We start from the raw sequence: 12,356 nt of genomic DNA on the forward strand, positions 1-12,356 counted from the left end.
GGTGGGAGGTCGTGCGGGCGCTCAGCGGCTCGCACGCTCGGTCCTGAGGATCAGGGCCCCGAGGCCTTCGAGCACGTGCAGGTCGACGAGGAAGTGCCGTGGCCAGTCCGCCGGGTTGGCGTCGCTGACGATGGCGTCGATCCAGTAGCCGCGGATCCAGTGCAGGTTGCGCGAGGGCCAGGTGAAGAGGATCCGGCCGCCGTCGGCGTGCTCGTAGGCCTCGCGGTACGCGCCGACGCGGACCTTGCGCCGGCTGACGGTGCGGGTTGCCATCACGTGCTGCTGCAGGTCGCGAACCAGCCTGCTGGCAGGCGTCCTCGTTGTCGGCGATCCAGAGCACGCGGAGTTGCTCGGCGTCGACCCGGTCGACGGACTCGAGCAGGGTGATGTCGGGGGACTGGTCGAGGGTGGCGCGGATCATGGGTTGGTCCCTTCGGGGTGGGTGGTCTGGTGTTGGGCGGCGTACGCCTCGACGAACTGCAGGGCGACGCGGCCGCGGCGCACCTGGTCGAGGAGGCCCTGGTCGACGGCCCAGCGCTTGACGTCGCCGGCGGTGACGCCGGGACTCGCGGAGGAGGCGGTCTACCTGGTTGGGCTGGTGCCGCGGCCGCGTGGCGTCCGGATCGGGCTTGGGCGGCGGCGGAGTGCCGCCCTCGGCGCGGATCTCCTCGTCGACGCGCTCGGCGAGCAGGGCGAACTCGGCGTGGGGCCGGCCGCGGCGTCGTGCGACCTCGAGGTGGACGTCGGTACGACGTCGGAGGTCGAGCAGCTTGCTCGAGGCGCGTGCCGGTCCGGATGCCGCTCACCGGGTCACCACGCCTGCTTGACGGAGGTGCGGACGATCGTGGAGTCGGCCTCGAGGCGGGCGAGCGCCGTGTCGAGGGCCTGGTCGCCGCGCTCGGTCGTCTCGATCGACGGCTTGTCGGTCTTGTCGCCCTTGCGGTACCCCCGTAGCCGCCACGGTCGCCGAGCAGCGCCCGGCTCGGCGCTCACTGATCACCGCCTTCCGTTCGGACCCTCGCCCCGAGGTGCTGCATCAGCGCGAGCCTGACCGAGCAGGCTCTCGGGTGAGGTCGACGCCGGCTGCTAGGACGACCAAGTGGTAGTCGTAGCGGCCGGTGAAGGGGTGAAGGCTCCCGAGCCCGCTCACGAAGCGGATCCGGCCGCCGTTGGCGTGGTCGAACCGATAGTGACCGTTGGCGCGGATGACGCGGCCCTCGAGGGTGACGTCGGCGATCGCCGCGACGTCCTCGAGGGTGTACCGGGCCTTGACGAGCGTCGGCGAGATGTGCAGCACGCGCTCGGCGTTGCGGGCGAGGTCGAGAAGGGCGGAGGCGGCGGCGCGCTCAGCGCGGGCGGCCTCGGCGGAGGTCACGGGCTGGTCAACATGGGGCCCATCGTCGCCGTGGCGCGGGCGCGCGTTGTGGCGCCACTCCGGGGGCGTTATGGATAACAACCCTTATCGGTTAAGTCGGAGCCCTGGCCTACGCTCCGGGGCATGCCCGAGGTCGAGCCTGCCCTGCATCGTGTGGGTCGACCTCGCGCCCGGCACGATGTACGGCCCCGACCCGGTCTTCGGGATCCTGATCGAGCGGCGGCCGCGGTCCGGGAAGCACGGCAGCACGACGTGGGAGGGCTTCGTGCTCACCGGCGCTCCGCCCGACGAGCGCCGCGGCGCGAGCGTGAAGGCGGAGTGGTACCCGTTCTCGTGCCTGACGCTCGTCGACGCGCCGCGGCCGCCGAAGCGTGGCCGGCCACCAGGTGCTGGCTGAGGTCGCGGTACGACGAAGAGCGCCCCGCCTCCGGGGTCGGAGGCGGGGCGCGTGGTGCGTCGTCGTGCGACGGGCTACTCGTCGACCACCTCGCCGCCGGCGGAGTACTCCGCCGGGATGCCGTTCGACAGGATCGACAGGTACGACGCGGCGCCGGCGGCCAGCGGCGTGACGAGCCACGCTGCGATCGAGGCGATCAGCAGCACGGGCTGCGGGTCGTCGAGCGCGCCGGCGAGCGCCGCGGCCGAGATCCCGCCGGCGGGGATCGTGGCGGCGTACGCCTGGGCGGTCGTGCGGATGAAGCCGCGCTTCGCCGCGACGCGGGTCTTGGCGGGGATCACGGTGCTCACAGGGGTTCGTCTCCTTCGTAGGTGATGTCGTGGGTGTCGTCGACGAGTCTGGACCCAGCGAGCAAGCCGCAGGAGCAGCGCGCCGAGCAGGAGCCCGGCGACGGTCGGCACCTGGCCGAGCTCGTCGAACCGCCGCCGGGCCGAGGTCATGCCGCGACCTGCTCGTCGTACTGGACCGAGAGGTGGTCCGAGCCGTGCTTGGCACCAGTTCGAGCTCGCCAGGCTCCGCCCGCGGGCGTACGCCCAATCGGTCGGGTCACCGGTGCGGATGACCGCCGCGCCGATCGCCCGAGCGTTCGCCCCAGCGGAGTGCTCCCCGCCGGCAGACGGCGACTCGTTCTGGTCGCCGACGTCGATCAGGTCGTCGACGGTGTCGGCGTGCGCCCTGAGCCTGGTGCCGTACTCCTCGTGCGCGACGTGGTTCAGCCGCGGGTTCCACACGGCGTGCAGTCCACGGACGGTGAGCGGGGCGCCGGTGGTGTCGATCGTCACCCAAGGGACGACGCGGCCGGCGATGTCCTTGCCCTTCGGGCCTCTCCAGTGCGCGGCGACCTTGATCAGGCCGTGGTCGAGCACCTCCTTGTCGCGGCGCACCAGGATCATCGTGGACTGGCCGATCTCGCCCTGGCCGGTGTACTTCCGGTAGCCGTGGGCCCGGATCCGAGAGCGGTTGCGGCGCTCGAGCCACAGGTCGATCGCGGCCCTGTTGCCTCCGGTCTCCAGCAGGACGATGACCTCGGTGCGGCCGGCGGCGAGGGCGTTGAGCGCGCGCAGGATCGCGCGTCGGCCCTTGCGGGTGCGACCGCGACCGACCTTCATGTTCCAGGCCTGGATCCTGGAGCCGCGGCGTCGCACGAGCGGGCGGGTCACGAGAGCACCACGCGCTTCTGTCCGGGGTTGGCCTTGAGGATCGCCTTGCCGCGCGGGGTGTGGATCAGGAGGCGGGCGACCCGCTCGACGTGCTCGAGCCGCGCCCGCGAGCCTGATCTGGAAGTGCATCGGGTCGGGCTTGGCGGTGCTGCCCGGGTGGCTGGGCCAGTCGCCGCCCCACTCGACGACGAGGATCCCGGTGCGGGGGTCCCGGTACATCTGCAGGGTGAGGTGGATCTGCCGGATCTGCGCCTTGGTGAAGGTCCGCGAGGCCGGGGTGTTGTACGGGTGCCGCGACCAGTTGAGGTCGTCGGCTGCGCCGGTGGCGTGCTTGGACCAGCCGCTGCCACCGGTGATCCTGCGATGGTTGTAGTTGCCGTCGTCGGGGGCGCCGTCGCGCTCCTTGGGCTGGTCGAGGCGCTCGACGAGGTCGTTGAACCGCTGGGCGTTGTGCGCGAGCACGAGGCCCACGGAGCCGTTGCGGCGGGTGATGGTGCGGTTGGTGCCGGGCTGCACCCAGCGGTGCAGGCTTCGGGCTGTTGGGCTCGAGGACGGCGAAGCCCTCGACGGTGGCGGTGGTCATGACGTGCGTGCTCCTTGGAGGGTGGTGGTGGCGCGCTGCAGCACCCGGCCGGGGCTTCGGCCGGGCGGGTCGGGACGGGGTGCTGCTCGGGTCAGTCGAGATCGGCGAGGTCCGGGGGCGGCTCGGAGACCTGCGCGAGGTGGATCACCTCGAGCACGGCCTTCGACGCCTCGGCGGCGTTGGCCACCGTGTCGGTGGCGACGCGCAGGCTCGTCTGTCAGCACGCCTTCGATGCGCTCGAGGCGTTCGTCCTGGTCGTCGAACCGCAGGCTCGCCGGCTGCGAGGCGCTGGCGGATCTGCTCGAGTTCGCCGCGCAGGGCGGCCACGCCCTTCTCGGTGCGGCCCAGCGCGTCTTTCATGCTGGAGCCGCCGTTGGGGTGCAGGCTCGTGGTGCACCTCGTTCAGTACGACGGCCATGTCGGCGACCTGCTGGCCGATCGCGGGCTTGGCCGGCTGTGCGGGATCGCCGGTGATCGGGTTCGCCGGGACGGCCGGTCGGCCTATGAGGACGTCGTTGATCGCGTCGCGCTCGGAGGCGCGGGTTCGGACCCAGGGGCGGATCAGCCTGATCCACGCGAGGACGGCACTGCCGAGGGCGCTGAGCAGCAGCACGAAGTCGGCGGTGCTGGTGAAGCGCTCCACGTCAGTCGAAGTAGGTGATGAGGCAGGCGGCGCCGGGCTGGCCGTTCGTGCCGGGGTTACCCCCGAGGCCTCCGCCGCCTGGCGCGGCACCACCGCCGCCGGCGATCGCGTTGGTGACGTCGCCGGCAGCGCCCGGCGGCCGCAGGCCGAAGGAACCGGCGCCGGCGGCGTAGGCCGGACTGTCGACCGGGTTGAAGCCGCCGACCCCGCCGCCGGGCGAGGGCGCGCCGTCGGTGGACTCTCCGGTCGGGACGCCGCCGGGCAGACCCATCGGCTGGGGGAGGGTCGTCACGTCGACGAGCGCCTGGGCAGCGGCGGGCGCCGCGCCGCCACCAGCACCGCTCTGGGCGCGGAGCACGACGTTGTTGACGAGCGAGAGCGAGGTACCTGCCCCCACGCCGCCGTTGCTGTTGGTCCCGCCAGCAGCGACGGTGACCGCGACGACCGCGGCGAGGTACGACGCGGGGATCTCCACGTCCAGGACCGCGCCGCCGGCGCCGCCCTTGGCGTTGATCTCGGCGGTCTGGCCCCGGCCGCCCGCACCGATGAGGATCACCCGGACGCGGGTCGCGCCGGCCGGCTTGGTCCAGTTCCCGCTGGCGTTGAGGGTCTGGACGTCGCGGGGCTTCGCTGCGACGCCGGCGGCCAGCCTTGGGCGCGGTGATCGCGCCGTCGTTGACCTTGGCGGTCGTCACTGCGCCGTCGACGATCTTCGCGCTGGCGATCGCGCCGTCGGCGACCTTGGCACCGGTCACGGCCGCGTCGGCGAGCTTCGGCGTGGTCACGGCGTTCACCGCGACCTTGGCGCCCGTCACGGAGCCGTCCGTGGGGACGCGCTGGTCGCTGAGCCGGCTGTCGTCGGCCCGCACCACCTGGGTGGCGCTCGAGGTCCCCGACGCGGCCACGGGAAGCCTGGCGATCGCCAGCGTGCCGGCGTTGATGTCGCCGGCCGCGTGGACGTGCGCGCCGTCCGCGAGCGGGCTCCAGACTCGCCGCGCCGGCGGTGCCCGGCTTGTTGATCTCGAGGAGGCCGGTGGTGCTGTTGAAGATGACCCGCCCGGGCCAGATGTCGGTCCCGACCAGCACGTTGCGCTCGTCGGTGGTGAAGGTCGCGACGCCGGGCCTGGCGTCGACCCACTGAGCGAGCGCCTGGATGCGGGCCGGCGCGTCGTTGGTGTCGGTCGTCTCCGGGAACGGTGCGCCCTTGGCGGTGGTGCTCATGCGATCGTGCCTTCCTCGGGGAGGTGGTTGACGGCGTCGGCGAAGGTCGGGAAGTCGGCGGCCTCGTCAGCGAAGGTCGGGCCGTGCTCGGCGGTCAGGTGGGCGAAGGTGGCGCCGGCGACGACCTGGAGGCTGCAGGATGATCCCGACGGGCTTCTGCGTCGCGGCCGCGGCCTTCAGGTCGTCGAGGGTGACGCCGGGCGGCACCTCGGCTGCGTACACGCGGATGGTGAGCCGCCAGGGGCCGCCGTCGCGCTCGACGAGCGCGACGCGCTTCTGGCCTGTCAGGAGCGCCGCGACGGCGGCTCTCACGGCGGCGGGGGTGCCGCGACGCCAGTAGGCGCGGTCGCGGACGAACGCGCGCGCCTGCTCGACGGTGAGGCCGCCTGGCACGGGGGAGCCGATCGCGCCGCCGAGCCACGCCGGGTCGGTGGTGGTGTCCAGGTCGAATGCTCGAGCCCAGCCGCGCGCGGTGAGACTCGGTCCGCTCGTCGACCTCGACGAGCGGCTCGGTGAGGCCGTCGACGAGGGGCTCGAGCAGCGGGCCGGCTGCGGCGCGGTACGCCGTGCCGAGAGCGTCGAGCACTCGGGTTGCGACGGCCGAGTCTCACGCGACGGTCCCGGTGATCGTCGACGGCGTGGCGGGGTCGTCGAGGGGGCTCGGGAGAGCGGCGGGTCCGTCGAGCACGTAGTCGTTCGGCGTGCCGTTGATCGTCAGGCTGTTGACGTAGGCGACGCCGGTGACGCGGCCGATGACGCGGACGACGTCGAGGAGCCGGAACTGGGTGTTCTCGGTCCACGCCTGGTCGTCGTCGGCCGTGCTGCCCCAGGTGGTGAGCAGGGTCGCGAGCGCGGTGTCGATCTCGACCTTCACGATGGCCGGGTCGGCGCTGGTGTCAGCGACGACGTCGTACACGATCTCCACGGCGGTGTAGGTGGGGTTCTCGACGTGGATAACGAAGTTGACCTCGCGGGCGGCCTCGAGGACGGCCTGCAGCTGCGCCTTCACCGGAGCGGAGACGGGGTGGCTGGTCTCGTCGACGGGGAACACCGTGGCGGTGCGCTCGGCGGGCACGGCCGGCGCTGCTGGGTCGTAGAGGTCGACGGCGAGCGCGCGGTGCACGCCGGGCACGGAGCGGGCGAGGGCGGCGAGGTCGGCCGCGGTCACGCCCCCTGGGCGCAGTGTGCCGAGGTAGTCGCCGAGCCGGTTGAGGTAGTCCTCGATGAGACTCGGGGTCGGCGCCGTTGCTGCTGGGGGCGGTGGCGGTCACGGCGGTGACGTTGGTGGTGGCGGTGACGATGGTGAGTCTCGCCGGCGGGGATGCCGTTGCTGAAGTCGCCGGACTCGGTGGCGGTCATGGTCGCTGCGACGGTGGGCGTCGGCGCGCCGACGTCCTCGAGCAGCACGAAGGCGATCTCGTCGCCGTTGTCGTTGATGCCGTAGACGGTGAAGCCGGCCGGGATGATGGTGCCGGTCGCGTTGACGTCGATGCTGACCGGGATGGTCGCGAGCGCGCCCTGGTAGGCGGGGAACCCGAAAGCCGTCTCGCCCATGCCGGCGACGGCGAGGTCGAGTACGTCGATCATCGACTGGTTGAGCACGGCGGCCTCGCGGCCGATCTCCTCGGCCAGGGCGACCTCGGGTGCTCCCTCGTAGGCCTCCCAGCCGTCGAGTCGGGTGGTGAGGCCGGTCAGGATGCGCTCGGTGACGGCGTCCTCGTCGGTGTCGAGCTCCGGGCGGGTCGAAGGGCACGGGCTATGCCTCCTGTCCGGTGAGGTGGGTGATGTCGAGGCTGGTCGAGGTCGGCGCGGTCCTCCCACTCCGCGACGACCGAGACGACGTCCTCGGGGCGCAGGCTGGCCGAAGACTGGGTCTGGCAGCCCGTAGTTGGGCTCGCTGCGTCGCTCGCCGGGGCGGGTGTTGAGCAGCAGCGCGACGGACTGGCGGATGTCGGCGTCGGAGTCCTGCTCGACGGTCGCCAGGCCCTGGCTGGTGACGGCGATGGGGAAGGCGAGGTGCTCGGGCAACGTCCAGACTCCTAGGGGTTGATGTACTTCACCGAGAGCGAGGTCTCGTAGATCCCGCCGTAGGTGGGGCGGGTGCCGCCGTTGCTGTGGAACGCGCCCACGGTGATGACGTCGCCGGCGGTGCAGGCGACCTCGATGCTGCCGCCGAAGACGGTCGGTGCCGAGGCGTTGCAGGAGCCGCGGTGGACGACGACGCTGCCCGACGAGGCGCCCGAGATCGCGACGTGCAGGATGCCGGCCGCGCCGCCGGTCGTGTTGTCGAGCCCGACCTGGCCGGTCAGCCGGTAGGTCCCGGTGACGGGGATGACGATGCCCGAAGCGCTCGCTGTGCAGCCCCCGACAGCGGACACGATGGTGTCCCAGCCGATCGTGGTGGAGGCGCCGTTGGGGATGTTCTGGGCGGCGGCGCGCTTCACCCGGGCGGCGGGCAGCGTGGGGAGCCGCGCGCGGTCGACGGTGCCGCTGGTGATGTCCGCCCCGCTGTGGACGTGCGCGGTGGGCGTCCTGGCGTCGCCGAGCCGGCTGTCGTCGGCTCGCACGACCTGGGTGGCGCTCGAGGTGCCCGAGGCCGCCACGGGGAGCCTGGCGAGCGCGAGGGTGCCGCTCGTGACGTCGCCGGCGGCGTGGACGTGCGCGGTGGGCGTCCTGGCGTCGCCGAGCCGGCTGTCGTCGGCTCGCACGACCTGGGTGGCGCTCGAGGTGCCCGAGGCCGCCACGGGGAGCCTGGCGAGCGCGACCGTGCCCGTGGCGACGTCGGCGGCGTCGTGCTGGTGCGCGGTGGGCTGCCGGGCGTTTGACAGCCGGCTGTCGTCGGCTCGGACCACCTGGGTGGCGCTCGAGGTGCCCGAGGCCGCCACAGGGAGCCTGGCGAGCGCGAGGGTGCCGCTCGTGACGTCGCCGGCGGCGTGGACGTGCGCGGTGGGCGTCCTGGCGTCGCCGAGCCGGCTGTCGTCGGCTCGCACGACCTGGGTGGCGCTCGAGGTGCCCGAGGCCGCCACGGGCAGCCTGGCGATCGCGACCGTGCCCGTGGCGACGTCGGCGGCGTCGTGCTGGTGCGCGGTGGGCTGCCTGGCGTTCGACAGCCGCGGGTCGTCGGCTCGCACCAGGCTCGGTGCTGGACGTCTCGCCGGCGTCGGCGACGGGGAGGTGCTCGAGCGGGATCTCGGCCGCGGTGGCGTAGACCCAGGGTCGCTCCTGGGTGAAGACGAGCAGGCAGACGTCGTCGGCGACGAGGCCTTCGCCGCCGCGGCAGGGGCCGACCGGGACGGTCTGGTCCCCGCCGATCGGCACGGCCCATGCGCCGTCGTCGGTGACCTTGGTGACGCGGGCGGTGACCGGGGGGCGATCGATCTTCGGCGGGCGACCGCGCAGGCTGCTCGAAGGCGTCTAGAGCCACAGTGCTGCTCCTGTCCATCCTCGGCCGGCTGCGCCTCCGAAGACGCCGCACCCGTAGGCCCTGCCGCGGGCCTCGACGGTCGACCCGTTGCCGAGCGAGATCGCCACGTGGTTGTACTCGCCCGACCCGATCCGGAACAGCAGGGCGCCCCTGATCCCGAGGGCATCGCGGATCGAGATCGTCTTGCCGGCGGAGCGGCAGGTGGCCCACTGGCTGGCCGCCGGCTTCCCGAGGGTCTTCCCGGCCGCCCGTGAGGCGGCCTGAACGAGTCCCGAGCAGTCGTAGCCTCCAGGCCCGTTGCCGCCCCACACGTAGGGCTTGCCGTTCTGCGCGAGGGCGAACTGCACCATGCGCTCGCGGGCGGCGTTGCCGGCGCGGCCGCCGCCGCCCTTGCCGCCCTGCCCGGGCAGGTAGTCCGGGTCGCCCTTTTCGCGGCTGGACTTCTTGCGGCCGCGGCCGCCGCCGGTCGCCTTCGGCTCCTTGAGGACCTTCCGCTCGCGCACGAGTTCGAGACTCGCCGCGGGTGGTGGTGAGCGGTCGCGTGAAGGAGGAAACGATCCACGTCCCGTCAGCCGGGCCGAGCCTGGGAGAGGATGACCGGCGCGCCGGGGGCGAAGGAGATCAGGCTGGTGTCGACGGTGACCTTGGCGGTGCTTGCCCGCTTCCCGACGTCGAGGTCGAAGTCGATCGACCCGACGCCCCCGACGTTCTCGCGGATCGCGACGGGCTTCTTGTACCCGGTCTTGAGCCACGCGTCGCCGCCGAGCACGAGTCTGCTGGCCGTCGCTGAAGCGGCGCCAGTTGATGGGCTCGGCGACGTCGGATCCGAGGACCTCCCACGAGTTGCTGACCTGGCCGTCGGCCGAGCGCTGCAGGGGGTTGTGGACCTTCTCGGGGTGCCCGGGGTCGATGGAGTACTTCACGCCGGCCTCCTTGGCCAGGCGGACGGCGAAGCCCCTGCGCGTGGTCTTGTTCGCCGCCACCGACAGGGGCTTGGTGTGCCGACGCAGCGCAGCGACGATCGCGTCCTCGAGCGTGAGCGTGATCGTGTCCTCGGACTTCCCGATGGCCACGAGACCGAAGTGCACGCCGTCGACGATCGCCCACGACCGTTCGTCGATGGTCGGGTCGTTGATGAGACTTTCGCTCGTGGTCGGCAACGGTGAGCGTGAGCGTCGACGCGCCGTCGATGGTCAGCGACATGACGGGCGGGGCGACGATCGCGTCGAGGAGCCCGACCTTCCGGCCGACGTTGTTGTTCACGAGCGTGACCTGCTGGCGCAGGGTGTCGAGGTCGACCACTACTTCCGCTTCCGCTTCTTGGTCCGACCGCCCTTGCCCTTGCCGCCCTTCCCGCCCTTGCCCTTGCCCTTGCCGCCCTTCGTGCTCGAGGCCTTCGGCGGGTTCGCGCTGCGGACCTTCTTGGCGGGGCCCTGCAGGAGCGTCGGGGTCTCGTACTGCAGGAGCGTCAGCGTGAGCTCCTGCTGGACCACACGGCCCGCGTCGTCGGTGAGGTACGGGCCCCACTCGATCTCCTGGAGCACCCACCTGTCCGTGGTCGCGACCCGTCGTACACCGAAGACCTGCAGGATCGGAGGCTGACGCGTGCTCGCGACGGCCTGGCCCCACGAGCGGATCCGGGCAAGGCTCCGTCTCGACCACGCGGTCCACGCCGGGCCGGTTGCTGCCTTCGAGGCCGTCGACGATCAGCGGGAGAGCGATCGTGCGCTCCGGCGTACCGACCCATCCCGCGGCCGGGCGCCGGCGGGGGCGGGCGAGAGACTCCCAGCCACCAACCCCGCCGGTGTCGCCCTCGAAATCGGTCGGCCCGAACGCGACGGCTGAGCCGAGCGGGCTGACCGGCCTGATGGTGACGGTCACCGGCGTGCCACCCGGCTGTCGACGTCGTCGAGCACGGCCTCGGCGAGTACCTTCCGGTCGACCACGAGCCTGCAGGACGATCGGGCCTCCCGGCCACGCCGGACCTGCGGTCAGCGTGGTGTCGTTGTCGGCGAGCAGGGAGTCTGTCGATGTCGTTGGCTCCCCAGGGCGTGGGCATCGACGGCTGCACGACGCCCGGCGCACTGACGCGCCGCACGTCGGGAATGATCTGGCCGTCGGTGTCGGGGACGAACAGACTCGGGCCGCTTCTCTCCGACGAGGTACGTCTTGCCCGCGACGACCGGGCCACCTGCAGCGCGGGTGCCGTCGAGGCTCGGCAGCGAACTTGTTCACCGGGGTGACGCCGTCGCTGCGGGTCCGGTAGGTCACGGTCACGGTCGGGGTGACGTGCTTGCGGCCGAGCTCGTCGACCTTGTTCTTGGCCCGCTCGAGGCTGTTCTCGACGCGCTGCAGGCTTGGCAGTCACCTTGTCACCGAACTCGGTGAACGCGGCCCGGGCGCCCTTGATCTTGTCTCCGATCCCCGGGACCCACCCCAGGCCCTTCTCGGCCGCCGACAGGATGGCGTCGAAGGCGTTGAACGCTGCCGTCACGAGCCAGCGGAAGGCCCGGATCCCGAAGATCCCGACGGTGAGCCAGGCCTTGGCGAGCAGACTCCAGGTGGCCGATGAAGATCGTCGCGATGAACTTCCCGAGGGGCTTCAGTGCGTTGTTCCACAGGAAGTTGACGCCGTCGCGGAACCAGCCGACCTTCTTGTAGAGCAGCACGAACAGCCCGCCGAGCGCGACCAGGCCGAGGATCACGGCGCCCACCGGGTTGGCCAGGAACGCCGCGTTGAGGAGCCACTGCGCCGCCGCGGCGGCCTTCGTCGCGGCCGAGACGGCGAGTCGCGCGACCTTCTGCGCGGTCATGGCGACGACGGCCCGGGCTCGGGCGATGATGCCGGTGTTCTGAGCGGCGGTGTTGGTGGCGGTCGCTGCGGTGTCGACTACGGCGCCGGTGGTCACCGCGGCGCGGGACGCGACGAGCGCCTGGTTGCTCTTCGTCAGCCTGGCGGTTGGTTGCGAGCTCGGCGATCTTCAGCGGGAGGGAGGCGGCGAGCACGACGTTGGCGGCGAGCCTGGGCGACCTTGATCGCGATGTAGCCGGCGACGAGGTATGGCATCAGGCTTGCTCAGGGTGTCGACGTGGTCGGCGAGGAAGCCGGTGACGACGCCGGTCACTGCGAGCGTGTCGCGCACGCCGGGCAGGCTCGTCGCCGAGCGCGGACATCGCGGGGGCCAGGTCCTTGACGTTGTCTGCGAGGTCGCTGAGCCTGGGTGCCGGCGTCGCCCATGCTCACGCCGCTGAACTTGCCCTTCAGGCTCGTCCCACTTCGCCCCGGCAGCATCGATCGCTCCGGGCAGGTCCCGGGCGAGCCTGGGTGCCCCAGCGGGCGAAGCGCCTCGACAGGGTGCCGGCGTCCTTCTCGAGGCCGGGCAGGGCGTTCTTGAGCTCACGGATCCCGACCTTGGCGATCGCGTTGAAGCCGCGGAAGGCGCCGGTCGCGGCGGTGGTGAGCGGGCCGCCGAGCATGGTCAGGAAGGTCTTG

At 72.3% G+C, this 12,356-nt stretch carries 20 protein-coding genes; 2 read left to right on the top strand and 18 right to left on the bottom strand.

The annotated features are described in order from the left end of the window. Positions 1 to 21: 21 nt before the first annotated feature. The 4 genes from G5V59_RS00155 to G5V59_RS00170 are packed head-to-tail and all read right to left on the bottom strand — an operon-like array spanning position 22 to position 1,375. Complete coding sequence (locus tag G5V59_RS00155) at positions 22 to 276, bottom strand: hypothetical protein (protein WP_278255182.1); 255 nt, start codon at positions 274 to 276, stop codon at positions 22 to 24. After that, positions 273 to 806: a hypothetical protein gene (locus tag G5V59_RS00160; protein ID WP_278255183.1), complete on the bottom strand. Its 534-nt coding sequence runs from the start codon at positions 804 to 806 to the stop codon at positions 273 to 275. Before G5V59_RS00160 ends, G5V59_RS00155 begins: the two co-directional genes overlap by 4 nt. A 4-nt stretch (positions 807 to 810) precedes the next feature. Beyond that, positions 811 to 993, bottom strand: coding sequence for a hypothetical protein (locus G5V59_RS00165; RefSeq protein ID WP_278255184.1), 183 nt, complete (start codon positions 991 to 993; stop codon positions 811 to 813). A gap of 43 nt (positions 994 to 1,036) precedes the next feature. Beyond that, a complete protein-coding gene (locus G5V59_RS00170; RefSeq protein WP_278255185.1) occupies positions 1,037 to 1,375 on the bottom strand; it encodes a hypothetical protein in 339 nt (112 codons plus the stop codon). 151 nt (positions 1,376 to 1,526) lie between these two features. Between G5V59_RS00170 and G5V59_RS00175 the strand changes: the two genes are divergently transcribed. Then, complete coding sequence (locus tag G5V59_RS00175; RefSeq protein ID WP_278255186.1) at positions 1,527 to 1,772, top strand: hypothetical protein; 246 nt, start codon at positions 1,527 to 1,529, stop codon at positions 1,770 to 1,772. 74 nt (positions 1,773 to 1,846) lie between these two features. On the opposite strand, the gene G5V59_RS00180 is transcribed toward G5V59_RS00175, so the two are convergent. From G5V59_RS00180 to G5V59_RS00225, 10 genes are all read right to left on the bottom strand, one after another. Beyond that, the gene (locus tag G5V59_RS00180; protein ID WP_278255187.1) at positions 1,847 to 3,508 is read right to left on the bottom strand and encodes a M15 family metallopeptidase; all 1,662 of its coding nucleotides are present in this window, start codon (positions 3,506 to 3,508) and stop codon (positions 1,847 to 1,849) included. Positions 3,509 to 3,571: 63 nt separating this feature from the next. Continuing rightward, positions 3,572 to 3,799, bottom strand: a complete 228-nt coding sequence (locus G5V59_RS00185; RefSeq protein WP_278255188.1) for a hypothetical protein — start codon at positions 3,797 to 3,799, stop codon at positions 3,572 to 3,574. Next, a complete protein-coding gene (locus G5V59_RS00190; protein WP_278255189.1) occupies positions 3,793 to 4,218 on the bottom strand; it encodes a hypothetical protein in 426 nt (141 codons plus the stop codon). The genes G5V59_RS00185 and G5V59_RS00190 overlap by 7 nt, the downstream gene beginning before the upstream one ends. 1 nt (position 4,219) lies before the next feature. After that, a complete protein-coding gene (locus G5V59_RS00195; RefSeq protein WP_278255190.1) occupies positions 4,220 to 4,774 on the bottom strand; it encodes a hypothetical protein in 555 nt (184 codons plus the stop codon). Beyond that, the gene (locus tag G5V59_RS00200; protein ID WP_278255191.1) at positions 4,771 to 5,439 is read right to left on the bottom strand and encodes a hypothetical protein; all 669 of its coding nucleotides are present in this window, start codon (positions 5,437 to 5,439) and stop codon (positions 4,771 to 4,773) included. The genes G5V59_RS00195 and G5V59_RS00200 overlap by 4 nt, the downstream gene beginning before the upstream one ends. Before the next feature lie 66 nt (positions 5,440 to 5,505). Continuing rightward, the gene (locus G5V59_RS00205; protein ID WP_278255192.1) at positions 5,506 to 5,832 is read right to left on the bottom strand and encodes a hypothetical protein; all 327 of its coding nucleotides are present in this window, start codon (positions 5,830 to 5,832) and stop codon (positions 5,506 to 5,508) included. A gap of 214 nt (positions 5,833 to 6,046) precedes the next feature. Next, entirely contained in the window at positions 6,047 to 6,607 is a 561-nt protein-coding gene (locus G5V59_RS00210; protein WP_278255193.1) for a baseplate J/gp47 family protein, read from the bottom strand. Then, a complete protein-coding gene (locus tag G5V59_RS00215) occupies positions 6,604 to 8,757 on the bottom strand; it encodes a GPW/gp25 family protein (protein ID WP_278255194.1) in 2,154 nt (717 codons plus the stop codon). The genes G5V59_RS00210 and G5V59_RS00215 overlap by 4 nt, the downstream gene beginning before the upstream one ends. A gap of 96 nt (positions 8,758 to 8,853) precedes the next feature. After that, a complete protein-coding gene (locus tag G5V59_RS00220; RefSeq protein ID WP_278255195.1) occupies positions 8,854 to 9,951 on the bottom strand; it encodes an NlpC/P60 family protein in 1,098 nt (365 codons plus the stop codon). A gap of 213 nt (positions 9,952 to 10,164) precedes the next feature. Then, positions 10,165 to 10,407 (bottom strand): hypothetical protein, encoded by a 243-nt coding sequence (locus G5V59_RS00225; RefSeq protein WP_278255196.1) that lies wholly within the window; start codon positions 10,405 to 10,407, stop codon positions 10,165 to 10,167. Positions 10,408 to 10,730: 323 nt separating this feature from the next. Between G5V59_RS00225 and G5V59_RS00230 the strand changes: the two genes are divergently transcribed. Further along, a complete protein-coding gene (locus G5V59_RS00230; RefSeq protein WP_278255197.1) occupies positions 10,731 to 11,129 on the top strand; it encodes a hypothetical protein in 399 nt (132 codons plus the stop codon). Positions 11,130 to 11,235: 106 nt separating this feature from the next. Here the strand turns inward: G5V59_RS00230 and G5V59_RS00235 are convergent, their stop codons facing one another. The 4 genes from G5V59_RS00235 to G5V59_RS00250 all read right to left on the bottom strand — a co-directional run bounded on the left by G5V59_RS00235 (position 11,236) and on the right by G5V59_RS00250 (position 12,340). Next, a complete protein-coding gene (locus tag G5V59_RS00235) occupies positions 11,236 to 11,772 on the bottom strand; it encodes a hypothetical protein (RefSeq protein WP_278255198.1) in 537 nt (178 codons plus the stop codon). Positions 11,773 to 11,844: 72 nt separating this feature from the next. Beyond that, positions 11,845 to 12,006, bottom strand: a complete 162-nt coding sequence (locus G5V59_RS00240; RefSeq protein ID WP_278255199.1) for a hypothetical protein — start codon at positions 12,004 to 12,006, stop codon at positions 11,845 to 11,847. Then, complete coding sequence (locus tag G5V59_RS00245) at positions 11,985 to 12,107, bottom strand: hypothetical protein (RefSeq protein WP_278255200.1); 123 nt, start codon at positions 12,105 to 12,107, stop codon at positions 11,985 to 11,987. The genes G5V59_RS00240 and G5V59_RS00245 overlap by 22 nt, the downstream gene beginning before the upstream one ends. Before the next feature lie 17 nt (positions 12,108 to 12,124). After that, positions 12,125 to 12,340, bottom strand: coding sequence for a hypothetical protein (locus G5V59_RS00250; RefSeq protein ID WP_278255201.1), 216 nt, complete (start codon positions 12,338 to 12,340; stop codon positions 12,125 to 12,127). Positions 12,341 to 12,356: the final 16 nt, after the last annotated feature.

This window comes from Nocardioides convexus (assembly GCF_011090295.1).

What these genes read in the sequence shown, in the direction of transcription:
- G5V59_RS00200 (WP_278255191.1), bottom strand. Translation starts at nt 5,439, where the DNA reads ATGAGCACCACCGCCAAGGGCGCACCGTTCCCGGAGACGACCGACACC.
- G5V59_RS00230 (WP_278255197.1), top strand. Translation starts at nt 10,731, where the DNA reads ATGGTGACGGTCACCGGCGTGCCACCCGGCTGTCGACGTCGTCGAGCA.
- G5V59_RS00250 (WP_278255201.1), bottom strand. Translation starts at nt 12,340, where the DNA reads ATGCTCGGCGGCCCGCTCACCACCGCCGCGACCGGCGCCTTCCGCGGC.